The sequence below is a fragment of the Streptomyces sp. enrichment culture genome (assembly GCF_964272855.1).
Taxonomy (GTDB): domain Bacteria; phylum Actinomycetota; class Actinomycetes; order Streptomycetales; family Streptomycetaceae; genus Streptomyces.
On record NZ_OZ186847.1, the window covers coordinates 2177412 to 2202284 of the forward strand.

Annotated in this window: 22 protein-coding genes and 1 pseudogene; 13 read left to right on the forward strand and 10 right to left on the reverse strand. The window is 71.5% G+C overall.

The features are described 5' to 3' along the window. Positions 1-447 precede the first annotated feature (447 nt). The 4 genes from ACSU6L_RS09230 to ACSU6L_RS09245 all read left to right on the forward strand — a co-directional run bounded on the left by ACSU6L_RS09230 (position 448) and on the right by ACSU6L_RS09245 (position 4802). Positions 448-693: an acyl carrier protein gene (locus ACSU6L_RS09230; protein WP_437055372.1), complete on the forward strand. Its 246-nt coding sequence runs from the start codon at positions 448-450 to the stop codon at positions 691-693. Then, entirely contained in the window at positions 690-1907 is a 1218-nt protein-coding gene (locus ACSU6L_RS09235; protein ID WP_437055374.1) for a beta-ketoacyl-[acyl-carrier-protein] synthase family protein, read from the forward strand. The genes ACSU6L_RS09230 and ACSU6L_RS09235 overlap by 4 nt, the downstream gene beginning before the upstream one ends. A 79-nt stretch (positions 1908-1986) precedes the next feature. Further along, positions 1987-3747 (forward strand): acyl-CoA dehydrogenase family protein, encoded by a 1761-nt coding sequence (locus ACSU6L_RS09240; RefSeq protein WP_437055376.1) that lies wholly within the window; start codon positions 1987-1989, stop codon positions 3745-3747. Positions 3748-3773: 26 nt separating this feature from the next. Further along, positions 3774-4802 (forward strand): beta-ketoacyl-ACP synthase III, encoded by a 1029-nt coding sequence (locus ACSU6L_RS09245; protein ID WP_437055378.1) that lies wholly within the window; start codon positions 3774-3776, stop codon positions 4800-4802. 27 nt (positions 4803-4829) lie between these two features. Here the strand turns inward: ACSU6L_RS09245 and ACSU6L_RS09250 are convergent, their stop codons facing one another. Then, complete coding sequence (locus ACSU6L_RS09250; RefSeq protein WP_437055380.1) at positions 4830-5684, reverse strand: helix-turn-helix transcriptional regulator; 855 nt, start codon at positions 5682-5684, stop codon at positions 4830-4832. A gap of 138 nt (positions 5685-5822) precedes the next feature. Between ACSU6L_RS09250 and ACSU6L_RS09255 the strand changes: the two genes are divergently transcribed. Next, positions 5823-6602 carry an NAD(P)H-dependent oxidoreductase gene (locus ACSU6L_RS09255; protein WP_437055382.1) on the forward strand — a complete coding sequence of 260 codons (780 nt, stop codon included), beginning with the start codon at positions 5823-5825 and terminating at the stop codon, positions 6600-6602. 492 nt (positions 6603-7094) lie between these two features. Here the strand turns inward: ACSU6L_RS09255 and ACSU6L_RS09260 are convergent, their stop codons facing one another. Genes ACSU6L_RS09260 through ACSU6L_RS09280 form a run of 5 tightly spaced genes read right to left on the reverse strand, consistent with a single transcriptional unit; the run spans position 7095 to position 11836 of the window. Then, a complete protein-coding gene (locus ACSU6L_RS09260) occupies positions 7095-7790 on the reverse strand; it encodes a potassium-transporting ATPase subunit C (RefSeq protein ID WP_437055384.1) in 696 nt (231 codons plus the stop codon). Between the two features lie 5 nt (positions 7791-7795). Further along, a complete protein-coding gene (gene kdpB / locus ACSU6L_RS09265) occupies positions 7796-9895 on the reverse strand; it encodes a potassium-transporting ATPase subunit KdpB (RefSeq protein WP_437055386.1) in 2100 nt (699 codons plus the stop codon). A gap of 32 nt (positions 9896-9927) precedes the next feature. Continuing rightward, positions 9928-11589: a potassium-transporting ATPase subunit KdpA gene (gene kdpA / locus ACSU6L_RS09270; RefSeq protein ID WP_437064825.1), complete on the reverse strand. Its 1662-nt coding sequence runs from the start codon at positions 11587-11589 to the stop codon at positions 9928-9930. Between the two features lie 32 nt (positions 11590-11621). Further along, complete coding sequence (gene kdpF, locus ACSU6L_RS09275) at positions 11622-11711, reverse strand: K(+)-transporting ATPase subunit F (protein WP_060886496.1); 90 nt, start codon at positions 11709-11711, stop codon at positions 11622-11624. Then, complete coding sequence (locus ACSU6L_RS09280) at positions 11708-11836, reverse strand: hypothetical protein (RefSeq protein ID WP_437055388.1); 129 nt, start codon at positions 11834-11836, stop codon at positions 11708-11710. The genes kdpF and ACSU6L_RS09280 overlap by 4 nt, the downstream gene beginning before the upstream one ends. A gap of 240 nt (positions 11837-12076) precedes the next feature. Here ACSU6L_RS09280 and ACSU6L_RS09285 point away from each other — a divergent pair, with 240 nt between their 5' ends. Continuing rightward, the gene (locus ACSU6L_RS09285; protein ID WP_437055390.1) at positions 12077-14029 is read left to right on the forward strand and encodes an amino acid transporter; all 1953 of its coding nucleotides are present in this window, start codon (positions 12077-12079) and stop codon (positions 14027-14029) included. A 44-nt stretch (positions 14030-14073) separates the two neighbouring features. On the opposite strand, the gene ACSU6L_RS09290 is transcribed toward ACSU6L_RS09285, so the two are convergent. Beyond that, positions 14074-15102, reverse strand: a complete 1029-nt coding sequence (locus ACSU6L_RS09290) for a WD40 repeat domain-containing protein (RefSeq protein ID WP_437055392.1) — start codon at positions 15100-15102, stop codon at positions 14074-14076. A gap of 209 nt (positions 15103-15311) precedes the next feature. On the opposite strand from ACSU6L_RS09290, the gene ACSU6L_RS09295 reads away from it, so the two are divergent. The 6 genes from ACSU6L_RS09295 to ACSU6L_RS09320 all read left to right on the forward strand — a co-directional run bounded on the left by ACSU6L_RS09295 (position 15312) and on the right by ACSU6L_RS09320 (position 20858). Beyond that, entirely contained in the window at positions 15312-16493 is a 1182-nt protein-coding gene (locus tag ACSU6L_RS09295; protein ID WP_437055394.1) for a M20 family metallopeptidase, read from the forward strand. An 18-nt stretch (positions 16494-16511) separates the two neighbouring features. After that, positions 16512-17558 (forward strand): DUF5937 family protein, encoded by a 1047-nt coding sequence (locus ACSU6L_RS09300; RefSeq protein WP_437055396.1) that lies wholly within the window; start codon positions 16512-16514, stop codon positions 17556-17558. A gap of 13 nt (positions 17559-17571) precedes the next feature. Continuing rightward, a complete protein-coding gene (locus ACSU6L_RS09305; protein ID WP_437055398.1) occupies positions 17572-18075 on the forward strand; it encodes a hypothetical protein in 504 nt (167 codons plus the stop codon). 557 nt (positions 18076-18632) lie between these two features. Further along, positions 18633-19037: a nuclear transport factor 2 family protein gene (locus tag ACSU6L_RS09310; protein ID WP_437055400.1), complete on the forward strand. Its 405-nt coding sequence runs from the start codon at positions 18633-18635 to the stop codon at positions 19035-19037. A 76-nt stretch (positions 19038-19113) separates the two neighbouring features. Further along, positions 19114-20010 carry an alpha/beta hydrolase gene (locus ACSU6L_RS09315; protein WP_437055402.1) on the forward strand — a complete coding sequence of 299 codons (897 nt, stop codon included), beginning with the start codon at positions 19114-19116 and terminating at the stop codon, positions 20008-20010. Next, positions 20007-20858 carry an NAD(P)H-binding protein gene (locus tag ACSU6L_RS09320; protein ID WP_437055404.1) on the forward strand — a complete coding sequence of 284 codons (852 nt, stop codon included), beginning with the start codon at positions 20007-20009 and terminating at the stop codon, positions 20856-20858. Before ACSU6L_RS09315 ends, ACSU6L_RS09320 begins: the two co-directional genes overlap by 4 nt. Positions 20859-20861: 3 nt before the next feature. Here ACSU6L_RS09320 and ACSU6L_RS09325 read toward each other — a convergent pair whose 3' ends face one another. Further along, positions 20862-21281 carry a nuclear transport factor 2 family protein gene (locus ACSU6L_RS09325; RefSeq protein ID WP_437055406.1) on the reverse strand — a complete coding sequence of 140 codons (420 nt, stop codon included), beginning with the start codon at positions 21279-21281 and terminating at the stop codon, positions 20862-20864. A 150-nt stretch (positions 21282-21431) separates the two neighbouring features. Between ACSU6L_RS09325 and ACSU6L_RS09330 the strand changes: the two are divergent. Next, positions 21432-22157: pseudogene (locus ACSU6L_RS09330) on the forward strand (helix-turn-helix domain-containing protein); the annotation flags it as partial. On the opposite strand, the gene ACSU6L_RS09335 reads toward ACSU6L_RS09330, so the two are convergent. Both ACSU6L_RS09335 and ACSU6L_RS09340 read right to left on the reverse strand, forming a co-directional pair. Then, positions 22115-23218, reverse strand: coding sequence for an AraC family transcriptional regulator (locus ACSU6L_RS09335; protein ID WP_437055408.1), 1104 nt, complete (start codon positions 23216-23218; stop codon positions 22115-22117). The pseudogene ACSU6L_RS09330 and the gene ACSU6L_RS09335 overlap by 43 nt on opposite strands. 145 nt (positions 23219-23363) lie before the next feature. Next, entirely contained in the window at positions 23364-24788 is a 1425-nt protein-coding gene (locus ACSU6L_RS09340; protein WP_437055410.1) for a non-reducing end alpha-L-arabinofuranosidase family hydrolase, read from the reverse strand. Positions 24789-24873: the final 85 nt, after the last annotated feature.

Sequence of the window (24873 nt, forward strand, 5' to 3'; positions counted from 1 at the left end):
CCCCCGACGCGCTGGGCTCTCGAGGTCTCGCATCAACGTGCAAGATAACAATGCCCTCGTTGCCGATGCCACGAATTAACCGCCGGGCGGCCCGCGGCGCTGACGGGGCGTCAATCGACCCTAACACGACCGCGTCAACAACCGGCCGGTAGAGTGGCGTTGACCAGCGGGACCGTCACAGTACAGAATCCAGACCAGGTTCCGGCCACCGACCGACACGCCATGCGTCCGCGTTGCGCGGCACAGATCTCGGAAATCATCCGGTCACGGGGGGCGGCCGGTGCCGGAGCAACTGTTTGCCGTACCCATGGGCCCGGCCCAATGGGGTGCGGAACAGGTGTTGTCCATCACATACGGGGGGAGTGCAGTAGCCCTGCACAGCATGCATGCAATCGTTGCCGCGGTCGCAGGCGCCTCTTCCTGTCGGCTCTTTTAGGGGTGTTCTGAGTGAGTAACGATCTGCAGTCGACGATCCACGACATACTGGTCGACGACCTCGAGGTGGATGCCGAGTCCATTGCCACCGATGTGCGTCTCGACACACTGGAATTGGACTCTCTCGCGATCGTCGAGTTCATCACCCGGGTCAAGGAGGAGTTCAACGTCGACCTGGCCGACGAGGAAAGCGCCCTGAAGGACAAGACCTTCGGCGAACTGGTCGAACTCGTGGATGCCCGACTGGGCTCGTCATGACAGCTGGATTTCCCGCCGCGGTCACCGGGGCGGGGCTGATCACCCCTGCCGGGATCGGAGTCGACGAGACCTGGCAGTCGGTGCTGAAGGCACCCGCACTGGCCACGAAGGACGCCGCGCTGGAAGGCACCGGCGCGCCTTACTGCCTGCGGGTACCGGAATTCGGTTCCGACGTCCTGTCGGGCCGGGGAACCGCGAACACGGATCCCTTCATCCGTTACGCCCTGGTCGCGGTCGGCGAGGCGATCCGGCAGTCCGGGCTCGACCCGGACACCTGGGACGGCACCCGGGTCGGCCTGGTCGTCGGCACCGGGATCGGCGGCGTCGGCACCCTCATGCAGGCGCAGGACCGGTTCGCGGCCCGGGGCGCCGAGGCCGTCTCGCCGTACATGCATCCCCGCGCGCTGCCCAACATGGCGGCGGGCGCGGTCGCCCTGCGGTACGGCATCAACGGACCGGCCCACACGGTCGTCTCCGCGTGTGCCTCCGGCGCGGTCGCCATCGGCGTCGCGCGCGACCTGCTGCGCGCCGGGACCTGCGACGTGGTGATCGCCTGCGGTACGGAAGCGGGTGTCGTGCCCGTGACCGTGAGCGGCTTCGCCCGGATGGGCGCGCTGTCCAAGCGGGACGACCCGACCGCCTCCCGCCCGTTCGCGGCGGACCGCGACGGGTTCGTCATCTCCGAGGGTGCCGGCGCCGTCGTACTGGAACGGCCCGAGAGCGCGGCGCGGCGCGGCGCCGAGGAACTGGGCCGGGTGCTCGGCTACGGCTGCACCACGGACGCCCACCACCTGGTCGCGCCCCGCGCCGACGGCTTCCAGGCGGAGGCCGCCGTACGCCAGGCACTGCGGGACGCCGGGCTGGACGCCGAGGCGATCGACCACGTCAACGCCCACGGCACCTCGACCCCGGTGAACGACCGCATCGAGGGCGAACTGGTCAGGCGGCTCTTCCCGCACAACCCCTCGGTGACCGCGCCGAAGGGCGTCCTCGGGCACACCCTCGGGGCGGCGGGCGCCATCGAAGCCGTACTCGCGCTGTGCACCCTGCGCGACGGAGTGGTCCCCGCGGTGGCCCACACCACGGCCGTCGATCCGGAACTGGCCGGTCTCGACGTGGTCCTGGGCGAGGCGCGCGAGGAGCGGCCCTCATACGTGCTCAGCAACTCCTTCGGCTTCGGAGGGCACAACTGCGCGCTCGTGCTGGGGCGTTGACGACCGTGCGCACATCAGGGCCGCGGGGCCCGCAAGTGGAAGACGGCAGCGGATGCCACTGATCAACGGGGACTTATTCATGACCGACGAGCGCGTGGCCACACTGACCACGCTGCTGGCCGAGCCCGACTTCGCCGAGATCCGGCCCGAAGGGCAGAGCCTGTACGACTACAGCGTCACCACCCTGCGCCGGGCCCTGCGCATCAACCGGGCCGGCGTCACCGCCAACTCGATGTGGCTGGGGCGGGGCGAGCCGTCCGAGTTCCCCGACTTCCTGCGCGCGATGGGCTGGATCGGGGCCTACGACGCCTCCCTGCTCAACGTGCTGGTCTCCCACCAGATCGCCGGGGACGCCTGCCTCAGCCACGCCGACCCGGCGCAGCTGGAGCGCTTCGCGCCGGAGATCGACAGCATGGAGCGGGTCTACTGCTTCGCCTCCTCGGAGCTGCACGCCGGCTCCGACCTGACCCGGATCGGGACCACGGCCACCTACCGGCACGCCGACCGCTCGCTCGTCCTGCACACGCCGGAGCCGGCGGACAGCAAGGTGTGGATCGGCAACAGCCTGCACACCGGGGACGTGGCCATGGTGCTGTGCCGGCTGCGGGTCGGCGACCGCGACGAGGGCCACCACTGGCTGCGGGTGCCGCTGCGCACCGGCGGCCGCCTGAACCAGGGGGTCTCCGTCCAGGGTGCCGAGCCGAAGGGCGGCGTCGAGGCCAACCAGACCGGCATCATCCGGTTCGACCAGTGCGTGCTGCCGCTGTCCGCCCTGATGGGCCGCTGGGCGCGCATCGACGAGCAGGGGGTCTACCACTCCCCCGTGCGGCGGTACCGCCGGTTCGACGAGTGCCTGGCCACCTTCACCCATGAACGGCTCTTCCCCAGCATGGCCGCGGCCATGGCGCAGCGGCTGGCGTGCGCCATCACCACCCGCTTCGCGGCCGTCAAGCGCACCTTCGGCGCGCCGCTGCTCGGCCACGCCCACTACCGCATGCGTCTGCGCACCGCCGCCGGCCGCGCCCTGGCCGCCCGGCACGCGCTGGAAGGCCTGGTCGAACAGGCGGTCCGGCGCGTCGGCACCCGGCACCCCGCCGAGGACCGGCTGCTGCACGCGCTGATCTCCTGCGCCAAGACGGGCAGCACGGGAGACGCCCGGCTCACCCTCGCCGACACCAGGGAGCTCTGCGGCGGGCTCGGCTACCACCGGCTGAACCAGATCTCGCCGCTCCAGCACGACTACGAGATCGCCGTCACCTTCGGCGGGGACAACACCGTCCTCGGCTACCAGGCCTCGCGGTTCGCGCTGCGTGAGCGCGAGGACCTGGCCGCGCTCCTCGACGACGCGGTCCGCGAGACGGCCGGCGGCGGGACCGACCCGGACACCCGGTTCCTCGTCTCGGCGCTGCGCCGCCTCTGCGAGGTGCTGCTGGACGAGGTGGACCGCGAGGGGCCGGGGGCGGCCAGCACCGCCTGGTCGCGGGCCGTCCACCAGACACTGGCGGTCGGCCGCTGGGCCGGGCACACCGGCGGCCCGGCCGGGCGGGGACTGCTGCGGCACTTCGCCGCCGGTTGTGTGCTCGAACACGGCATGACCGGGCTGCGGGCGGGTGTGCTCACCCCGGACGATCTGCTGCGGGCCGACCGGCTGCGCGCGGAGGAAGGCGCGGCGGAACTCCCCGCCGACGAGCTGCTCGCGCTGCTCGACGTGCCCGAGGCGCTGGTGCGCGCCCCCATCGCGTACGACGACTTCGCCGAACGCCACCTGCGGAGGGCCGCCACCCCACATGGCGTACCGGGTGGCGAGGGCGTGGCCGCCGCGGTCACGGCGTCCGTCTGACACCGATCCGGAAGGATTCCCCTCACATGGACGACGTCCGCGCAGTGGTCACCGGCATCGGGAGCTGTCTGCCTCCTGACGTGGTGTCGAACGACGACCTGTCCAAGGTGCTGGACACCTCGCACGAGTGGATCCACAGCCGCACCGGCATCGCCCGGCGCCATGTGGTGAAGCCGGGCGTCAGCACCGGCGATCTGGCCACGGCGGCCGGGGCCGCCGCCCTGGAGTCGGCCGGCCGGCGCGCCTGCGATCTGGTGCTGCTGGCCACGACCACCCCGGACCAGCCCTGCCCGGCCACCGCCCCACAGGTCGCCGCCCGGCTGGGCTGCGCCGGGGTGCCCGCCTTCGACCTGGCGGCGGTGTGCTCCGGATTCGTGTACGGGATCGAGACGGCGTCCGCCCTGATCCGCTCGGGGCTGTACGAGACGGTGCTGCTCATCGGCGCCGAGACGTACTCGACGATCGTCGACCCCACGGACCGCAACACCGCGGTGCTCTTCGGCGACGGCGCGGCGGCCGTGGTGCTGGAACGGGGCTCGGCCACCACGCCGGGCGCGGTGCTCCACACCCGGCTCGGCAGCGACGGCACCCGGCCGGACCTGATCACCGTGCCCGGCGGGGGCTCCCGCGCGCCGCGCCCCGGTCCGGACGGCCCCTCCACGTACTTCCGCATGGAGGGCAAGGAGGTGTACACGCGCGCGGTGGCGACGATGACCGCCTCCGCCCGTGAGGTGGCCGAGACGGCGGGCTGGCGGCCGGAGGAGGTCGACGCCTTCGTCGGGCACCAGGCCAACGCGCGGATCCTGCGTGCCGTGGCCAAGCGCCTCGGACTGCCCCGGGAGCGCGTCGTGTGCCACATGGGCGAGGTCGGCAACACCGCCGCGGCGTCCATTCCCCTCGCCCTGTCCTGGGCGGCCTCACGCGGCGACCTGACGGCCGGCGACCGGGTACTGCTGACCGCCTTCGGCGGCGGCCTGACCTGGGGCTCGGCCGCCATGACCTGGCCGCAGGTGCGACCGGTGACCGCCTTGGAACCGGCGTCACCGGCGCTCTGACGACCTACCCGGAGCGGACCGAGCCCATCAACGCGGTCCGCCGGGCTGGGCCGAGCAGACGGGACGCGCGTCGCCGCTGTCCGCGCCCAGGCCCGCGAGCAGGCGCAGCCCGTCCTCGGCGGGGCTGCCGGGGGCCGCGGACAGCACCAGCAGCTCCATGCCCGATCCGTCCGGTGGTGCGAAGTTCTCCTGGTGCAGTTCCAGCAGTCCGACCAAGGGGTGCCGGTACGCCTTGCGTCCATGTGTGCGGGCGCGCACGTGCGCGCGGGCCCAGAGGCGGCGGAAGCGCTCGCTGCCCATCGCCAGCTCGCCGATGAGTGAGGCCAGTTGGGGGTCCTCGGGGTATTTGCCGGCGGCCAGGCGCAGATGCCCGACCACGTCGAGGGTGCAGTTCTCCCAGTCCGCGTAGAGGCCTCGCTCGGCCTCCTCGAGGAAGATGTGCCGGGCGGTGTTCAGGCCCGGTATCGGCCGGCCGTAGAGGAGCCCGGCGAGGCGGTTCCCGGCGAGCACGTCCAGGCGTTGGTTCATGATCAGCGCGGGTGCGTCGGCGACCAGGTCGAGCAGGCGCAGCAGCTCGGGCCGGACCCGCCCGCCCGGCGCCTTCGCGCGGCGGCGGCGCTGCCGGGCGAGCCGGTGGAGGTGCCCGCGTTCGGTCTCGTCGAGGCCGAGGACGCGGGCGAGGGCGTCGAGGACCTGCTCGGAGGGCTGTCTCGCGCGGCCCTGCTCCAGCCGTACGTAGTAGTCGACGCTGACTCCGGACAGGTGCGCGACCTCTTCGCGGCGCAGCCCCTCGACCCGGCGGCGGCTGTCGGTGGGGATGCCGACGGCCGCCGGGTCGACCCGGGAACGCCGGGTCCGGAGGAAGCCCGCAAGATCGTCCATGCCCCCAGTATGGCCGCGGCACGGCCCGTGAGGGTGGTCCTGCCGTTACCAGGAAGTCCCGTCCTACGGAACAGGCGTCCCTGAACGCCGGGCGCCGCGGCGCCCAGGATCGAAGGCATCCGATCCGAAGGAGTTCCCGTGAAGACGCTGATCGTCCACGCCCACCCGGAACCGAAGTCGCTCAACAGCTCGCTGAAGGACCTCGCGGTGTCCACGTTGGAGACCGCCGGTCACGAGGTACGGGTGAGCGATCTCTACGCGATGAACTGGAAGGCGGTCGTGGACGCCGCGGACTACGGCCCCAGCGCCTCGAGCCCGCTGAAGGTCGCCCTGGACTCGGGCCGGGCCTTCGACGCCGGGACGCTCACCCCGGACGTCGTCGCCGAGCAGGAGAAGCTGCTGTGGGCCGACACGGTCATCTTCCAGTTCCCGCTGTGGTGGTACACGATGCCCGCGATCCTCAAGGGCTGGGTGGACCGGGTCTTCACCTACCACTTCGCGTACGGCGTCGGCGAGCACAGCGACACCAAGTACGGCGAGCGCTTCGGCGAAGGCACCCTCGCGGGCCGCAAGGCCCTGCTGTCGGTGACCGCCGGCGGCCCGGAGTCGCATTACGCCGCTCGCGGCATCAACGGCCCCATCGACGACCTGCTGTTCCCGATCCACCACGGCATCCTCTACTACCCGGGCATCGAGGTGCTGCCGCCGTTCGTGCTGTACGGCACCGACCGGATGACCGGCGAGGACTACGCGGACGTCGCGAAGGCCTGGCAGCAGCGCCTGCTCACCCTGGAGTCGACCGAGCCGATCGCGTTCCGGCGGCAGAACTTCGGCGACTACGAGATCCCCTCCCTGCAACTGAAGGAGGGCCTGGAGCCCGCCGGCCGCTCGGGCTTCGGGCTGCACGTGCGCGGCTAGGAGCGGACGGCCCCGGGCAGGCCGGGCGCCCTGGTCGGCGTTCCCGGTCGGCCCGAGGCCGTGGTGAAGGGACGGGTCAGGCGACGGCGTGGCGGGAGCCGGACAGGGCCGGAGCGCCGAGGACCACGCCGACCGGTGCCACCACCATGGCAGTACTGGTGCCGGGAGCCCTGCCGTGTCGTGTCCGCCGCCGCGGCCGTCGTGGCCGTCGTCACCGCGGTACGAGCCGGGAGGGGTGTGCGGCGTCGCGGTGCAGCCCGGCGTCCGCTACGACCCGCACCGCCTCCAGTCCCTGGTGGCCGCCCTGGACACGGCGGCGCGCGCCGTGGAGAGGGACCTGGCGGCCCGGCACCTAGCACCCGGCCCGGGCGGCCACGTGCCGAACACCGCCGGCGAGAGCCACAGCGCCACGGTGGCGGCGGCCAGCGCGGCACCAGGATCAGTGCGGCGGCCGGCAGCCGTTCGTCCGGGCCCGTCCACAGCGCCTTGACGTCACCCGGCATGTGGCGGGGCGGCATGCCGGGTCTCGCCCGCGAGCTCCTTGAGCGCGACGTTGAGTTCGAGCACGTTCACCCGGGGCTCACCGATGAAGCCGAGGGTGCGGCCCTCGGTGTGCTCGTCGACGAGTTCTCGGACCGCGGCGACGGGCAGACCGTTCTTCAAGGCGACCCGGTGGACCTGGATGTCCGCGTACTGCGGGGAGATGTCCGGGTCCAGGCCGGATCCCGAGGAGGTGACGGCGTCCGCGGGGACGTCGGACGGCTTGACCGTGTGGCCGGGGACGGAGTTGTCCCTGACGACGGCGGCCTTGGCGTCCTTCACCCACTGGATCAGCTCTTCGTTGTCGCCGGACCGGTTGGTCGCGCCGGACAGGATGATCGAGTACCGGGTGTTGACGCTGTTGGTGCCGAGGCCGTTCTGCGGGCGGCCCTGGAACCACTTCAGGTCGGGCGCGGGCGTCTCCTCGCCCTCCTTCGGCGGCAGATTGTAGGACTGCCCGATCAGGGACGAGCCGACGACCTCGCCGTCCGCCTCGATCTCCGAGCCGTTCGCCTTGCCGCCGAACAGCCCCTGCGCGATGCCGGTGACGGTCAGCGGGTAGACGACGCCGGTCACCAGGGTCAGCGCGAGGAGGGCGCGCAGGCCCGCCCCGAGCAGCCGGGCGGTGTTCGTAACCGAGTTGTTCATGGCGATCAGCCGATTCCGGGGATGAGGGAGAGGAGCAGGTCGATGAGCTTGATGCCGGCGAAGGGCGCGATCAGCCCGCCCAGGCCGTAGACGGTGAGGTTGCGGCGCAGCATCCTGTCCGCGCTGCCGGGCCGGTACCGCACGCCCTTCAGGGACAGCGGCACCAGCGCGATGATGACCAGCGCGTTGAAGATGACCGCGGACAGGATCGCGGAGTCCGGCGAGGACAGTCCCATGATGTTGAGCTTGTCCAGGCCCGGGTGGACGGCCGCGAACAGCGCCGGGATGATCGCGAAGTACTTCGCCACGTCGTTGGCGATGGAGAACGTCGTCAGCGCGCCGCGTGTGATCAGCAACTGCTTGCCGATCTCGACGATCTCGATGAGCTTGGTCGGGTCGGAGTCGAGGTCGACCATGTTGCCGGCCTCCTTGGCGGCCGACGTGCCGGTGTTCATCGCCACGCCGACGTCCGCCTGCGCGAGCGCCGGGGCGTCGTTGGTGCCGTCACCGGTCATCGCGACCAGCTTGCCGCCGGCCTGCTCCCGCTTGATGAGCGCCATCTTGTCCTCGGGAGTGGCCTCGGCGAGGAAGTCGTCGACGCCCGCCTCCTCGGCGATCGCCTTGGCGGTCAGCGGGTTGTCGCCGGTGATCATGACGGTCTTGATGCCCATGCGGCGCAGTTCCTCGAACCGCTCGCGCATGCCGTCCTTGACGACGTCCTTGAGGTGGATGACGCCCAGGACGCGCGCGCCGTCGGCGTCCTCGGCGGCGACCAGCAGCGGCGTACCGCCCGCCTCGGAGATCCGGTCGGCGATCCCGAGGGCGTCCTTCGCGACCGTCCCGCCGCGCTCCCGGACCCAGGCGGTGACCGAACCGGCCGCGCCCTTGCGGATCCTGCGCCCGTCGGCGTCCACGCCGGACATCCGGTTCCGGGCGGTGAAGGTGATCCACTCGGCGCCCACCAGTTCCCCCTGGTGGCGCTCGCGCAGGCCGTACTTCTCCTTGGCGAGGACGACGACGGAGCGGCCCTCGGGCGTCTCGTCGGCCAGCGACGACAGCTGGGCGGCGTCCGCGACCTCGGCCTCCGTCGTCCCGCTCACCGGCACGAACTCCGACGCCCGCCGGTTGCCGAGGGTGATGGTGCCGGTCTTGTCGAGCAGCAGCGTGGAGACGTCACCGGCGGCCTCGACCGCGCGGCCGGACATCGCGAGGACGTTGCGCTGGACCAGGCGGTCCATGCCCGCGATGCCGATCGCGGAGAGCAGGGCGCCGATCGTGGTCGGGATCAGGCAGACCAGCAGCGCCACCAGCACGACCATCGTCAGGTGCGTGCCCGCGTAGCCGGCGAACGGCGGCAGGGTGGCGCAGGCCAGCAGGAAGACGATCGTCAGCGAGGCGAGCAGGATGTTCAGCGCGATCTCGTTCGGCGTCTTCTGCCGGGCCGCGCCCTCGACGAGGTTGATCATCCGGTCGATGAAGGTCTCCCCCGGCTTCGTCGTGATCTGGACGACGATCCGGTCGGACAGCACCTTCGTACCGCCGGTGACGGCGCTCCTGTCGCCGCCGGACTCACGGATGACCGGGGCCGACTCACCGGTGATGGCCGACTCGTCGACGGACGCGACGCCCTCGACGACGTCACCGTCGCCGGGGATGACGTCGCCGGCCTCGCAGACCACCCGGTCGCCGATCCGCAGAGCGGTGCCGGGCACCTGCTCCTCACGGGCGCCCACGAGCCTGCGCGCCACCGTGTCCGTCTTGGCCTTGCGCAGGGTGTCGGCCTGCGCCTTGCCCCGCCCCTCCGCGACGGCCTCCGCCAGGTTGGCGAAGATCACGGTCAGCCACAGCCAGGCGCTGATCGTCCAGCCGAACCAGTCGCCGGGGTCCTGGAAGGAGAAGACCGTGGTCAGCGCGGAGCCGATCCACACCACGAACATCACGGGGGACTTGATCATCACCCGCGGGTCCAGCTTGCGGAAGGCGTCCGGCAGCGACTTGACCAGCTGCTTCGGATCGAAGAGGCCGGCGCCGACACGGCCCGCGGCGGGCTTGTGCCCGGTGGGGGCGCCGGTGTGCGGCGCCCGGGTGGGAGTGGCTGTGGACATGGAGTCCTCTGACTTCTCTGTACGGGTGGTCGTCACGCCAGCCCCTCGGCGAGCGGGCCCAGCGCGAGGGCGGGGAAGTACGTGAGACCGGTGATGATCAGGATCGCGCCCACCAGCAGCCCGGTGAACAGCGGCTTCTCGGTGCGCAGGGTGCCCGCGGTGGCCGGGACCGGCCTCTGCTCGGCGAGCGAGCCGGCCAGCGCGAGGACGAACACCATCGGCACGAACCGGCCCAGCAGCATCGCGATGCCGAGCGTGGTGTTGAACCACTGTGTGTCCGCGTCGAGACCGGCGAAGGCCGAGCCGTTGTTGTTCGAGGCCGACGTGTAGGCGTACAGGATCTCGGAGAAGCCGTGCGCCCCGCTGTTGGTCGTCGAGTTCGCCGGGGTCGGCAGGGCCATCGCGAACGCGGTGAGGACGAGCACCAGCGCCGGGGTGACCAGGATGTAGCAGGCCGCGAGCTTGATCTCGCGGGTGCCGATCTTCTTGCCCAGGTACTCCGGCGTACGGCCCACCATCAGGCCGGCGATGAACACCGCGATGACCGCCATGATCAGCATGCCGTAGAGGCCGGAACCGACACCGCCGGGCGCGATCTCGCCCAGCATCATGCCGAGCATGGTGATCCCGCCGCCGAGGCCGGTGAAGGAGGAGTGGAAGGAGTCCACCGCGCCGGTGGAGGTGAGCGTGGTCGACACGGCGAAGATCGACGAGCCGCCGATGCCGAACCGGACCTCCTTGCCCTCCATCGCCCCGTTCGCGAGCTCGAAGGCCGGGCCGTGGTGGGAGAACTCGGTCCACATCATCAGCGAGACGAAGCCGAGCCAGATGGTGCCCATCGTGGCGAGGATCGCGTAGCCCTGCTTCACCGAGCCCACCATGACGCCGAAGGCGCGGGTCAGGGAGAACGGGATGACCAGGATCAGGAAGATCTCGAACAGGTTGGAGAACGGGGTGGGGTTCTCGAACGGGTGGGCGGAGTTGGCGTTGAAGTAGCCGCCACCGTTGGTGCCCAGTTCCTTGATGGCCTCCTGCGAGGCGACCGCACCGCCGTTCCACTCCTGCGCGCCGCCCGTGAACTGGCCGACCTCGTGGATGCCGGAGAAGTTCTGGATCGCCCCGCACGCCACCAGCACCACCGCGCCGATCGTGGCGAGCGGCACCAGGACGCGTACGACACCGCGCACCAGGTCGGCCCAGAAGTTGCCCAGCTCACCGGAGCGGGACCGCGCGAAACCGCGCACCAGCGCCACCGCGACGGCCATGCCGACGGCCGCGGAGACGAAGTTCTGCACGGCCAGACCGGCGGTCTGCACGACGTGCCCCATGGCCTGCTCGCCGTAGTACGACTGCCAGTTGGTGTTGGTGACGAACGAGACGGCGGTGTTGAACGCCTGGTCGGGGCCGATCGAGGCGAAGCCCAGCGACCCGGGCAGGACGCCCTGGAGCCGCTGGAGGGCGTAGAGGAAGAGGACGCCGATCAGGGAGAAGGCGAGGACGCCGCGCAGGTACGCGGGCCAGCGCATCCCGGTGTCGGGGTCGGCACCGATGCCCTTGTAGATCCACTTCTCGACGCGCCAGTGCCTGTCGGAGGAGTAGACCCTGGCCATGTGGTTGCCGAGGGGGATGTGGACGAGCGCCAGGGCCGCTATGAGCGCGAGCAGCTGGAGCACGCCGGCGAGGACGGGACCCATGTCGCCCGCTGCGGTGGCAGCTGATGTCACGGTCAGAACCTCTCCGGGAAGAGCAGGGCGAGGACGAGGTAGCCCAGCAGGGAAACGGCCACGACCAGGCCGACGACGTTTTCGGCGGTCACAGCTTCGTCACCCCTTTGGCGACGAGAGCCACGAACGCGAAACCCGCGATCGTGACGAGAACGAAGGCCAGATCGGCCATCGCGAACTCCTGGAGTGAGGTTCGGAACCGGACGATCAGAGCCAAGCGCCTCGGTGGCCGGATCAGACCGGTCGTTGACGCACCTCTTACGGGGGCACCCACGGCTTTGACGGAACCCTTACGGAAGTCAGCGCCACAGCAAGGTGTACCGGATTGTGTTGACGGGGTCTTGACGCATTCGGAGGACTCATCCATGACCCCATGTGTCACTCCGTGCATACGCTGGTCGCGCCGTCCGCGTGGTGGCCGAAACCCCACGCCTGTTCGCGCACCAGGAGCACGCCGATGGCCCCAACCGAACGCGCACCGCACCGTCTGCGCGCCTGGATGCTGCAGGGCCTGTCCGACATGGGCAAGGCGGGCGGCCACACGGGCCCGCACGCGGCACCGGGACGACCGCACGAGGGCCGGCCCTGGTACCGGGTCATGTGCCTCACCGGCGTCGACTACTTCTCGACCCTCGGCTACCAGCCGGGCATCGCCGCGCTCGCCGCCGGCCTGCTGTCACCCGTCGCGACCATCGTCCTGGTCGTCGTCACCCTGGCCGGCGCGCTGCCGGTCTACCGGCGGGTGGCCGAGGAGAGCCCGCACGGCGAGGGCTCCATCGCCATGCTGGAGCGGCTGCTGTCGTTCTGGAGAGGCAAGCTGTTCGTTCTGACGCTGCTGGGCTTCGCGGCCACCGACTTCCTGATCACCATCACCCTCTCGGCCGCCGACGCCTCCACCCACCTGGTGGAGAACCCCCATCTTGCGGAACCCCTGCACGACAAGCAGCTGCTCATCACCCTGATCCTGATCGCGCTGCTGGGCGCGGTGTTCCTCAAGGGCTTCCTGGAGGCGATCGGGGTCGCCGTCGCCCTGGTGGGCGTCTACCTCGCGCTCAACGCCGTGGTGGTGATCACGGGGCTGTGGCATCTGGCCACCGCGGGACACGTCGTCACCGACTGGGCGAACGCCCTGACCGCGGAGCACGGCAACGTCTTCGTCATGATCGGCGTGGCCCTGATCGTCTTCCCCAAGCTGGCGCTCGGCCTCTCCGGCTTCGAGACCGGCGTGGCGGTGATGCCGCACGTCCAGGGCGAGCCCGGGGACACGGAGGAGCGGCCGGCCGGCCGCGTCCGCGGCACGAAGAGGCTGCTGACCACGGCCGCCCTGATCATGAGCGCCTTCCTGATCACCACCAGCTTCATCACCACCCTGCTGATCCCCGAGAAGGAGTTCGAGGCGGGCGGCCCGGCCAACGGCCGGGCTCTCGCCTACCTGGCCCACGACTACCTCGGCAACACCTTCGGCACGGTCTACGACGTCTCGACCATCACCATCCTGTGGTTCGCCGGGGCCTCCGCGATGGCCGGGCTGCTCAACCTCATGCCGCGCTACCTGCCCCGCTACGGCATGGCCCCGCACTGGGCCAGGGCCGTGCGCCCGATGGTCATCGTCTTCACCCTGGTGGGCTTCCTGGTCACCTGGATCTTCGACGCCGACGTCGACGCGCAGGGTGGCGCCTACGCCACCGGTGTGCTGGTGCTGATCAGCTCGGCGGCGATCGCGGTGACCATCGCCGCGCGCAAGGCGGGGCAGCGGAACTGGACCATCACGTTCGCGGTGATCTCCGCGGTGTTCCTCTACACGACCGTCCTGAACGTCATCGAGCGCCCCGACGGTGTGAAGATCGGCGCCTGCTTCATCGCGGGCATCATCCTGATCTCCCTCCTCTCACGCCTTCTGCGCGCTTTCGAGCTGCGGGTGACCAGCGTGACGCTGGATGACATGGCGGAACGTTTCGTCCGGGACACGGCCAGCCGCAGGATGCGGTTCATCGCCAACGAGCCCAAAACACGGGACATGACCGAGTACCGCGACAAGATCGAGCAGATCCGCAACGACAACGACCTCCCGGCCCAGGAGGACTTCGTCTTCGTCGAGGTGACGGTCACCGATCCCTCCGAGTTCGAGGCGGGCCTGGCGGTGCGCGGCGAGGTCATGCACGACCGCTACCGCGTCCTGACCCTGGAGTCCTCCTCGGTCCCCAACGCCCTGGCCGCCTTCCTCCTCCACGTCCGCGACACCACCGGCGCCATCCCCCACGTCTACTTCGAGTGGAGCGAGGGCAACCCCTTCGCCAACTTCCTGCGCTTCTTCCTCTTCGGCCAGGGCGAGGTCGCCCCGGTCACCCGCGAGGTACTGCGCGAGGCGGAGCCCGACCGCGCCCGCAGGCCCCGGGTGCACACGGGCTGAGGCGCCGCACCCGCCGGAGGTCGCCGCCGAAGACCACCAGGGGTTCACGCGCCGAGCTCCTTCGCCACGTCCCACACCCGCGCCCCGTCGTCGTAGCCCGCGGTGACGACCAGCGGCGGGCCCTCGGACGGCCGTACCTGGCACACGGCGCGAACCCAGCCGTGGGCGCTGATGATGCCGGCGAGGTCCATGCCCAGGTCGCCGACGCGCTCGCCCGTGAAGGGGTCCCAGAGCGCGGTGCCCGGGCCGTCCCCTCCGGCGACGAGGAGCGTTCGGCCACCGGCGTCCGCCTGGCACAGGGCGTACACGGGCCCGGCGCCGGCCGTGAACGCCCGGGCCACCCGCCCCGCCTCCACGTCCCACAGCCGGACGACCCCGTCCCGGCCGGCGGACGCGAGCAGGGTCCGGTCGCCGTCGGACACCTGGCACAGGGTCCACACGAACCCGCGGTGTCCGGTCAGTTCCACGTCCGGTCGCCCGGACTCGGCGTGCCACAGGGCCACCGTGCCGTCGCCGAAACCGGCCGCGAGCCGGGTCCGCCCGTCCGTCCGTACCTGGCACAGGGCGAACACCCACCCCTTCCCGCGGCCGGTGTCGATCGTGCGCACCAGCCGGCCGTCGCGCGGGTCCCACAGGCGTATGGTGCGGTCCCGGCCCGCCGAGGCGAGCAGGTCGCGCCCATAGGCCCGTACCGTGCACAGCGCGAACACCCAGCCGCGGTGACCGGTGAAGGAGGCGACCGGCTCGCCCCGGCCCGCCGGGTCCCAGAGCCGGACGACCCCGTCCCGGCCGCCGGACGCCAGCAGGGACGTACCGTCCACTCGGACCTCGCACAGGGCGCGAACCCAGGTACGCGAACCCGTGAGGACCGCCACGTCCTCCCGCGCGGCCGGGTCCGCGAACCGGATCACCTTGCGGTGCCCGGAGTACGCCACGAGTCTCCGGTCGCCGACCGTGACCTCGCACACCGCCTCGTACACGGGCCGGAACCGGAATCGGCCCCCCATCCGCCGCCGGAGGCCCCACACCACGATCAGCAGGACGATCCCCGCCACCGCGCCGACGATCAGCATCCGCTCTCCCCCCTTGATCCGTTTCGCGCAACGGAACCGACGGTCACGGTGGAACGGGCCGTGACGGTCGTGAGGTTAGGAAGACCGGTCGAGCGACCGCCACACCCGCGCCGAGGGTTGCCTGCCCAGCGGTAATCGACGGCTGTCCACGCCGTGGCGGCCGCACGCTCGTCGCACCCGACCTGTTCCCCGTACGACGGGAGTCTCCGATGTCCTCGCCCTCGCTGCGGGCTCTCTCCGCCGAACTCACCGCGCTGCGGCCCCGCATGGAGGCGGTGAGCCTCGCCATCCACGCCCGGCCGGAGCTGAAGTTCGCCGAGTTCCACGCCCACCGGGTGCTCACCCGCTGGCTCGCGGAGGCGGGCTTCACGGTGACCGCCCCGGCCGGCGGCCTCGACACCGCCTTCGTGGCGGTGCACGAGGGGAGCGGGCCCGGACCGTACGTCGCCGTCCTCGCGGAGTACGACGCCCTCCCCGAAGTCGGGCACGGCTGCGGCCACAACCTCATCGCGGCCGGCGGAGCGGCGGCCGCGATCGCCGTCGTGCGGGCGCTGCCCGCGCACCCCGGCACGGTCGCCGTGATCGGCACGCCCGGAGAGGAGATGGGCGGCGCGGGTAAGGTACGGCTGGCCGGGGCCGGGGTCTTCGAGGGCGTCGACGCGGCGGTGATGTTCCATCCCGGGGACCGCTGGCTCACCGGGCGGCCGGGCCTCGCGGCGGCGCACCTGCGGGTCGCGTTCACCGGGTTGAGCGCGCACGCCTCGGTCTCGCCGTGGCTGGGCCGCAGCGCGCTGGCCGCCGCCCAGCTGTTCCTCAACGCCCTCGACTCGATGCGGCAGTTCGTGCCGCCGACCGCGCGGCTGCACGGCATCGTCTCCGACGGCGGACAGGCGCCGAACGTGGTCCCCGCGCGGGCCGCCGTCGACCTGTACGTACGGGACCGCACCGCGGTGTCGGCCGAGGCGCTGGTGGAGCGGGTGCGGGCGGCGGCCGAGGGTGCCGCGCTCGCCACCGGGACGCGGGCGGAGGTCTCCGAGACCGGGCCGCTGTACGCCGAGCGCCGCGACAACGGCGTGCTCGCGGAGCGGTTCGCGGAGGCGGTGCGCGCGCTCGGCGTGGACATCGCGCCCGGTCACCCGGAGAGCCCGGCCGGCTCGTCCGACATCGGCAACCTCTCCCAGCTGCTGCCGGTCATCCACCCGTACGTCCGGATCGCAAAGGCCGGTACGCCCGCTCACTCGGAGGCGATGCGGGAAGCGGCGGCGACGCCCCTCGCCCACGACAGCACCCGGCTCGCCGCGACCGGGCTGGCCAAGGTGGTCGCCGAACTCCTCACGGAACCGGCTCTGTTGGCGGCCGCGCGGGCGGAGTTCGAGGGGGTGCCGGTGTGAGCCCGTACACTCCCGCTCATGTCGGTCGTGTTCGTCCTGGAAGGGGCCGCCCCCGACCGCTTCACGGTCGTCGTGTCCCCTCTCGCGGAGCTGGCCGCGAGCCTGCACGTGCTGACGGAGCACGCCCACCACGCCGGGCACGCGCCCTGGGCCGAGGAGACCACCCGTGCGGCGCCCGCCGCCTTCCGGGCCGGGCTGCGGCGGTTCGCCCCGCTGTGGACACCGCTGCGCTGGCGCGGGTTCTACCCGGGTCTGGACGCGCCCCTGGCGGCACTGCCCGTGGACCGGTTCGCCGAGCTGACCGCGTACGCCTGCGCGAGCGGCTACCGCGGCTTCGACTTCGGCCGGGTGCTCCACGACCCGGCGCAGGCGGGGGTGTTGCGGCAGTCCGCCTCCGCGCTGCCGGAGCCGCACTCGGCGCTCGCCGAGGCACTGCTCGACGACCCCGAACGGCTGCGAGCCGACGTCCTGGCGTTCCTGGACCTGTGCCGCGGCGTCTTCTTCGACGAGTTGTGGGCGCGCACCGAGCCCGTCCTCGCCAGGGCCGCGCACCGCGTGCGCGCGCGGCTCGCGGACGAGGGCCCCACGGCCGCCCTGCTCTCCCTCAGCCCGTCGAGCGCCCGCCTGGACAAGCCCGCGCGCGTGGTCCTCGACAAGGTCCACCACGCGGTGGTCAGCCCGGCCCGTACGCCGGTCCTGCTGATCCCCACCCGCTACGGCGCCCCGCACCTGCTCGTGAAGGACGAGCCGGGGCCGGCGCCGGTCGTGCACTTCCCGGTGGACGCCCCGGAGATCGGGGTCACGCTGGCCCGCAGCCGCATGCTGGCGCTCACCGACCCGCGCCGGGTGCGGCTGTGCCGGCTCATCGCCCGCCAGGCGATGACCACCGCCGACCTGGCGGACCGGCTCTCGATGACCCGGCCCCAGGTCTCCCGTCATCTGCGGACCCTGCGCGAACTGGGCCTCGTCCGCGTGGAACGCAACGGCCGCCATGTGCACTACGGCCTCGATCTCACCGCGGTCGAACGCCTCGGCCGGGACGTGGCCACCGCGCTCCAGTACTGAAACGGGCGGCGTCATGACCGGCCGTTACCCGGTCGTCCGCCACCGCGAGCTGCGACCGGCGTTCCGCTGGAGCGCGTGGCGCGAGCGGCGCGGCCCGCTGGCCGCGGGCGAGGGCGAGGTCCTGGTGCGGACCGGCCCGGACGAACGGCCCGTCGCGGTGAGCGTGGTCGACGTCCGGCCCGGCGTGCCCGTGTGCGCCGAGTGGCAGCTGTCGACTGCCGACCGGGCGGCACACTTCCCGGTCCGGATCACCTTCCGCTGCACGGTCGTCGACGCCGTCGCGGTCGTGGCGGGCCGCCTGGCCGGCTCATGGAGTCCCGGCTGGTTCCTCGCCCGGGACCCCCGGCCGGCACGGCTGCACGGCGTCCACCCCGAAGGCGACGAGGAAGGCCTCCGCCGGGCCCTCACCGCCCTCCTCACCTCACGGCCGGCTCATGGGGAACTGCCCGGGATACGGGTGGAACTCGACCGGGTGGAGGTGGGGTGCGCGTATCCGAACGACGTCGACGAGGCGTGACGCCGCCGCTCAGCCCTGCGCCATCCGGGCCAAAGCCCTGCCGCTCCTGCGCAACCCGCGGACCGGGGTGCGGACATCCTGGAACCGCCATGCTCGGCAACGGCGAAACGCGGGGCGCGACGCGTTCCTGGGTTCGGGGAACACCGGAGGTCCCAGCGGCCCCGGTGTGATGGGCGGCAGGGCCCCCTCGAACGACCCCCCGGACACGGACGCCAGGGTGATGGGCACACCCTCCTGGTTCGTGATGTGGAAGCCCTGACTGAACTGAACGGCGCCCAGCGTCGTGCCCACGGCGTGTCCTGTGCCGGTGGTGTTGTCGTTCCCGGTGACGACGTCGGGGGTGTGCCTCGAATGGTCGAGAGGCTTGTCCCAGAGTCCGGCGGCGTTCTTGAGACGCGGCGTCCAGAAACCGCGGACGCGACGGCAAGGCGGTTCGGCGCCGGCGCGGCATCATCGACGGGCAGTCAGCCCGCCGCGACGGACACGCCCCGCCGTCGGGCAGACCTTCCGACCGCTCTTTCCCACCCCGGCCGAGTGCCGCACCAAGGATGATCAACATGGACCGTCTGGACGTCATCGACACCTGCAACCGCATGGCCTGGTACGCGGACCAGCGCGAATGGGACGCTCTGGCCGGCGTGTTCGCCGACAGGACGACGCTCGACTACACCAGTCTCAACGGCGGCGAGCCCGTCACCCTCACCCCGGCACAGATCGTCGAGGGCTGGCGGACGGGCCTCGGCGTGTACACCGCCACCCAGCATCTCCTCGGCAACCACCTGGTCGCGGTCGACGGCGACGGGGCGGTGTGCACCGCCACCTTCCAGGCCACCCACCGCAAGGCGAACGGCTCCCTGTGGACGCTGGGCGGCACCTACCGCTTCGACCTGACCCGTACGGGCGGTGGTTGGCGCATCACGGGCGTCGGGATGACCGCGGTCTGGAGTGACGGAGAGCGGTGAGGCGGCTTCGGACGCGGCCGTCCACCCGCATCGGCATCTTCGATCGACCGACTCAGCACAGCCAGTTGGAGTACTGATGACACACCCGACCAAGGTCACCTTCGACAGCGACGGCGTCGCCCTGACCGGCAACCTCTTCCTTCCCGAGAACGCGGGTGACGCGGGCCCGCTGCCGGGGATCGTGGTCGCCGGCACGTGGACCAGCGTCAAGGAGCTGATGGCCGACCGGTACGCCGAGCGGCTGGCCGCTCGCGGATACGCGGCGCTGTCCTTCGACTTCACCGGCTTCGGCGAGTCCGGGGGCGAGCCGCGAGACGTCGAGGACCCGGCCCGCAAGGTCCGCGACATCCACCACGCGCTCACCTTCCTGGCCGCACAGGAGGCGGTAGACGGCGACCGGCTGGGCGCCCTCGGGATCTGCGCGGCCGCGATGTACATGTCCGACAGCACCGTCCACGACTCCCGGGTCCGCTCGCTCGCGCTCGTCGCCCCCTGGTTGCACGACGCCGCCGTCTGCGAGGCCGCCTACGGTGGCGCGGAAGCGGTCGCCGAGCGCATCAAGGCCGGCCGGGAGGCCCGCGCCCGCTACGAGGAGACCGGCGAGGTCGACTACGTACCGGTGGTCTCGGCCACCGACGAACGCGCGGCCATGCCGTACGACATCGACTTCTACCTCAACCCGGCCCGTGGCGGCATCCCCGCGTGGCCCAACCGCTTCGCCGTCATGGCGTGGGCGGACTGGCTGACCTACGACGCCATCGCCCTCGCACCGCGGATCGACCGGCCCACCGTTCTGGTGCACAGCGAGGACGCCGCGATCCCCGAGGGTGCCCGCCGCTTCCACGCGGGTCTCGCCGGCCCCAAGGACATCCTGTGGACGCAGGGCACCCAGTTCGACTTCTACGACTCGGAACCTCAGGTCACGATCGCCGTCGACACGGTGGCCGCCCACTTCGACCGGACCCTGTCATGATCCTCGTCACCGGGGCCACCGGAAACGTGGGCGGAGAGGTCGTCCAGGCCCTGGCCCGCGCCGGGGAGCCCGTACGCGCCCTGGTCCGCCGGCCCGCCGACGGCCTGCCGCCCGAGGCCGACCAGACCGTCGGAGACCTCGACGACCCCGGCTCCCTCACCTCGGCCCTCGACGGCGTTCGGGGAGTGTTCCTGCTCCCCGGCCACCGCGACATGCCCGGGCTGCTGGCCCGCATGCGCGGTGCCGGGGTGGAGCGTGTCGTCCTGCTCTCCAGTCTCGCCACCGTCGCCACCGACACCAGCAACGTCCTGTCCGAGTACATGATCGGCTCGGAGACCGCGGTCAGGGAGTCCGGCCTCGCCTGGACGTTCCTGCGGCCCAACGCCTTCATGTCGAACGCCCTGCGATGGCTGCCGCAGCTGCGCGCGGGCGACGTGGTCAGGGACGCCTTCGGCACGGTGCCGGTCGCCACGGTCGACCCGTACGACATCGCCGCCGTCGCCGTCCGCGCCCTGCTCGACCCCGGCCACGGCGGACGCGTCCACGAGCTGAGCGGTCCCGAACCGCTGCTGCCGGCCCAGCGGTTGGCCGTCCTGGCCGAGGTACTCGGCCGCGACCTGCGCTTCCACGCGCTGTCGGACGAGGAGGGCCGGGCCGACATGGCCGCGGCGGGCGTGCCGGAGCCGTACATCCAGGCGTTCTTCAGTTTCTACGGCGACGGCACCCTCGACGAGTCCAAGGTCTACCCGACCGTCGAACAGGTGACGGGCAGGCCGCCCCGCACGTTCCGCCAGTGGGCCACCGCTCACCGGGCGGCGTTCCCCCGGTCCGGGACGGCGGGCCCGTGATCCTCAGGCGTCGGCCTCGTGGTGCGCGTCGGGGTCGAAGCCCTCGGGAGCCCGGTCGAGGAACACGGTGACGGAGCTGATCCTTCCGTCCGCGTCCAGGTGGAGGACGTCCGTGCCCGTGGCGAAGGAACCGCCGTCCTCGGTGAGGATCTCCCATGCGAGCCGGGCACGGGCGTGGTGGGTCTGGGGGCGCTCGCGCAGACGGAACTCGACGGTGCCCATGTGGCCGACGAACCGGTCGCGGAAGGCTGTCAGGGCCTGCGTGCCGCCGAGGATCCCGATGGGTGCGCGGTACTCGACGTCGCCTGCGAAGGCCGCCGTCGCGGACCGGCGCTGCTGCTCCTCGGTGCCGGCGTTCCAGAACCGCACGTATTCTTCGACGAGCCGTGCGAAGGCGGGGTCCTGGACGAGCGTCTCGGTCATGACCGGTGTCCTTTCGGTGAGTCTCATCGCGACGGGGCGTCACCGTGCGGTGGTGTGCCCCGGTTCACGACTGTGCGGGGTGCCGAAGCGGAGTGTCGATGACCTGCGAGGTCATTGCCGTCGTTCGCGCGGCCGGGAAACCTGGGGGGCATGACGACGAGCACCACGGAACCGGTCGGAGCGCTGTTGCGGCGCTGGCGCGAGCGCCGACGGCGCTCCCAGCTCGACGTGTCGCTCGCCGCGGAACTCTCCACCCGGCACCTGAGCTGCATCGAGACGGGACGCGCGAATCCCAGCCGGGACATGATCGGGCGCCTGTGCGACGAGCTGGAGGTGCCGCTGCGGGAACGCAACGCGCTCTATCTGGCCGGAGGTTTCGCACCGGTCCACACCGAGCGTGACCTCGCCGACCTGGGCGCGGCGCGCGCGGCCGTCGACGCCGTCCTCACCGGGCTCGAGCCGCACCCGGCACTCGCGGTGAACGTGCGCTGGGAGCTGGTGGCCGCCAATCGTGCCGCGGAGCTGTTCCTCGGCGGCACGGGCGGGAGCGCGGAGCAGCCGTTCAACGTCCTCAAGGCGACGCTGCACCCCGACGGCCTGGCGGGACGCATCCGGAATCTCGCCCAGTGGCGGGCCCATGTGCTGCGCCGGATCCGTCGCCAGCTGGAGCGGACGGCGGCCGACGGCCTCGCCGAACTCCTCGCCGAGCTGGAGGGTTACCCCGCCCCGACGGCGGACGCCGCCGGAGCGTCCGTCGATTCCGTCGCCGGTCCGGCGGACGACCTGGTGGTTCCCCTGCGGCTGGCGAGCGAGTACGGGGAACTCGCGCTGCTCTACACGACAACGGTGTTCGGTTCCCCGCGGGACGTCACGCTCGACGAGATCGCCATCGAGACGTTCTTCCCGGCCGATCCCCGTACCGCGGAGCTGATGCGAGCGGCGACAGCCTGGACACCCTGTCGGTAGTCGCGTGGTGAGAGCCCGTACGCGGCTCGGAAGGCGCGGGTGAAGTGAGAGGCGCTGGGCATACCCCACCGGGCGGCGATCACATGGATGGGTCTGGAGCGCAGCGAGGGGTCCGCCAGGTCGGCGCGGATCCTCTCCAGTCGCTGCGAGCGAATCCAGGCGGCGACCGTCTCGCCCGGGGACTGCTCACCGAAGACGCGGTGCAGGTGGCTCAGGCTGACATGGTGCGCGGCGGCGATCGTTCCCGGGGTCAGCTCCGGGTCGGCAAGATGCTGCTGGATGAAGGTCCGGACGCGCTTGGCCAGCACCTGGTGCCGGGTTTCCGGCGACAGGGCGGCCTCGGCGCCCAGGGCGTGGGCGAAGAAGGCGGAGACCAGCTCCAGTGTGACCGCGCCCAGGCGGGGCGCGTCGGCCGGCCGGAGGGCACCGGCCTGCCGGTCGAGACCGGTGAGGAAGTCCGCCAGGAGCGCTCCTGAGCCCTTCCGCACCAGCAGCCCTCGCCCCAGAAGCCGCTCGACCTGGTCTGTGGGCAGCGGGAGCAGGGTTCTGGGCAGGTCCACGCCCACACCGGCGACGACGCCGGGCCTGCCGTCGGCCGTCGGGCCGGGGGCGTACGCCTGTGACGCGCACGCCTGCCAGCTGGAGTCCACGAGGAGACCGCCGGGGCCGACCGTGGCTGTCCCCCCGCGCTCCTGGTCCAGCGTCAGCTCGCCGTCGGTCAGCAATGACAGGTGGTAGAGCTCGGGGTCGTGTCGGCGGATCCTCCGCGAGCTCCGCCGGAAGCGCGCGGGCGAGAACGACGTCCGCCATACGGTCACCGGTCCCAGCTCCATGACACGTAATTCCGCCCGGAAGTCGGCGGCATGGGGACTGGTGGTGTCGTTCGCGCGACTGTGACCGATCAACTCCCGCCAGCGGTCGAACCGCTCGTCGGCGGGGACATCCTCGCTGCGGAACTCCGTCCCGATCACCGTGGCACTCTCCGTACTCCGCCCTGAGGGGCACGTCCTTGGGGTGAGGGGCGGGGTCACAGCCCCTCACCCCGAGCATCGCACCTCCGGGTTCCGCAAAGCGGTGAGTGTCGGTCAGCGGGTGGAACCGCCCACGCCGGGAGGGTCAGCGCTGCAGGGTGAGGACGCCCGGGCGCCACGGCAGCCGGTTGTAGTCGCCACCCGCGGTGGGGGATTTGCCCTGGTAGAGGAACTGCAGGTTGCACGGGTCGATGGTCATGGTCTGGTCGGGGTTGTTGCGGACCAGGTCACCGTGGCTGATGTCGTTGGTCCAGGTGGCACCGCTGTTGGCCTTGCCCGCGAAGGGGTTGCTCTCGCTGGCGGCCTGCGGGGTCCACGAGCCGTTCAGACTGGAGGCGGTGAAGGAGCGGAAGTAGCGCCCGTTCGCGCCCATCGCCTCGACGATCATGAGGTACTGGTTCCGGCCCTGAACCTTGTACACCTGTACGCCCTCGAACAGGTTGGCCTTCGTGTCGCTCATGATCGTCGTGTACGACGATCCGAAGTTGCCCGGGAAGTTCCCGATCGGCATGCTCGCCCGGTAGATCTTGCCGTTGTCACCGGCGAAGAACAGGTACATGTTCTGGCCGTCGGCGATCAGGGTCTGGTCGATCGGGCCGGTGTCGGAGCCGGAGATGCTGCCGGTGAACAGCGGCTGCGGCGCGGACCAGCCGTTGGGGTTGGTGGGGTCGCTCGACGTGCGATAGATGAAGGGCCACGCACCCCACTGGTACGCCAGCACCCAGATGTTCTTGGGCGCGAAGTAGAACAGCGTGGGCGCCACCGCGGCCTGGCTCATCCCGGTCTGGCCGGCCGACGCCATGTCCGACCAGTTCGTGAAGGGACTGAACATCATCGAGCCGTACGACGATCCCGAGAAGTTGGACGCGTAGACAAGGTGCTTGCCGTTGTGCGTCACGGTGGTGAAGTCCTTCACCGCGTCCCACCCGTTCGCCGGCTGCGCCAGGACACCCGTCGATGTCCACCGGTACGTCGACGGAAGAGAACATGTGCCGTCCGTCGGCGGCGTCGCGGGCAGACCGCTCCACTTCTGGTTGCTGCCGCCGCTGCACGTTCCGATCTGCACCGCCGTGCCGTTGGCCGTACCGGCGCCCGCGACCTCCAGGCACAGCCCGGACTGCACGCCGACGACCGTGCCGTCGGAGTTCACCCGCCACTGCTGGTTCGCACCACCGGAACAGGTCCAGATCTGCACCCGGGTACCGGCCGTGGTGGCATGGCCCGGAACGTCCAGGCACTTGTTGCCGTACACGGTCAGCTGGTTGGCGTCCGTCAGCGTCCACTGCTGGTTGGTCCCGCCCCAGCAGTCGTAGATCTGCAGGTACGTGCCGTCGGCCTGGCTGGCGCCCGGCACATCGAGACACCGGTTCGAACCGACACCGCGCAAGGCGCCACTGGCAGCCGCCTGAGCCGGGGCGGCGCCGAGTAACGCCGCCAACGCGGCCAGGGCCGCAACCACGGCGGCGAGCACCGCGGACGGATGCCGACGACTGAAACTTCCTCTGTGCATGGAATCTTCCTCAACCTTGAGAAGGCGTTTCCGGTTGGCCTCGTCAGAGGCTGTCCGGACTGTCGGTGCAGTGCGGTGTGCAGCG

Excerpts from the sequence above, each read along its gene's own strand:
- ACSU6L_RS09235 (WP_437055374.1), top strand. The coding sequence starts at position 690 with ATGACAGCTGGATTTCCCGCCGCGGTCACCGGGGCGGGGCTGATCACC.
- ACSU6L_RS09240 (WP_437055376.1), top strand. The coding sequence starts at position 1,987 with ATGACCGACGAGCGCGTGGCCACACTGACCACGCTGCTGGCCGAGCCC.
- ACSU6L_RS09245 (WP_437055378.1), top strand. The coding sequence starts at position 3,774 with ATGGACGACGTCCGCGCAGTGGTCACCGGCATCGGGAGCTGTCTGCCT.
- ACSU6L_RS09250 (WP_437055380.1), bottom strand. The coding sequence starts at position 5,684 with ATGGACGATCTTGCGGGCTTCCTCCGGACCCGGCGTTCCCGGGTCGAC.
- ACSU6L_RS09260 (WP_437055384.1), bottom strand. The coding sequence starts at position 7,790 with ATGAACAACTCGGTTACGAACACCGCCCGGCTGCTCGGGGCGGGCCTG.
- kdpB (WP_437055386.1), bottom strand. The coding sequence starts at position 9,895 with ATGTCCACAGCCACTCCCACCCGGGCGCCGCACACCGGCGCCCCCACC.
- kdpA (WP_437064825.1), bottom strand. The coding sequence starts at position 11,589 with ATGGGTCCCGTCCTCGCCGGCGTGCTCCAGCTGCTCGCGCTCATAGCG.
- ACSU6L_RS09285 (WP_437055390.1), top strand. The coding sequence starts at position 12,077 with ATGGCCCCAACCGAACGCGCACCGCACCGTCTGCGCGCCTGGATGCTG.
- ACSU6L_RS09290 (WP_437055392.1), bottom strand. The coding sequence starts at position 15,102 with ATGCTGATCGTCGGCGCGGTGGCGGGGATCGTCCTGCTGATCGTGGTG.
- ACSU6L_RS09295 (WP_437055394.1), top strand. The coding sequence starts at position 15,312 with ATGTCCTCGCCCTCGCTGCGGGCTCTCTCCGCCGAACTCACCGCGCTG.
- ACSU6L_RS09300 (WP_437055396.1), top strand. The coding sequence starts at position 16,512 with ATGTCGGTCGTGTTCGTCCTGGAAGGGGCCGCCCCCGACCGCTTCACG.
- ACSU6L_RS09305 (WP_437055398.1), top strand. The coding sequence starts at position 17,572 with ATGACCGGCCGTTACCCGGTCGTCCGCCACCGCGAGCTGCGACCGGCG.
- ACSU6L_RS09310 (WP_437055400.1), top strand. The coding sequence starts at position 18,633 with ATGGACCGTCTGGACGTCATCGACACCTGCAACCGCATGGCCTGGTAC.
- ACSU6L_RS09315 (WP_437055402.1), top strand. The coding sequence starts at position 19,114 with ATGACACACCCGACCAAGGTCACCTTCGACAGCGACGGCGTCGCCCTG.
- ACSU6L_RS09320 (WP_437055404.1), top strand. The coding sequence starts at position 20,007 with ATGATCCTCGTCACCGGGGCCACCGGAAACGTGGGCGGAGAGGTCGTC.
- ACSU6L_RS09325 (WP_437055406.1), bottom strand. The coding sequence starts at position 21,281 with ATGACCGAGACGCTCGTCCAGGACCCCGCCTTCGCACGGCTCGTCGAA.
- ACSU6L_RS09340 (WP_437055410.1), bottom strand. The coding sequence starts at position 24,788 with ATGCACAGAGGAAGTTTCAGTCGTCGGCATCCGTCCGCGGTGCTCGCC.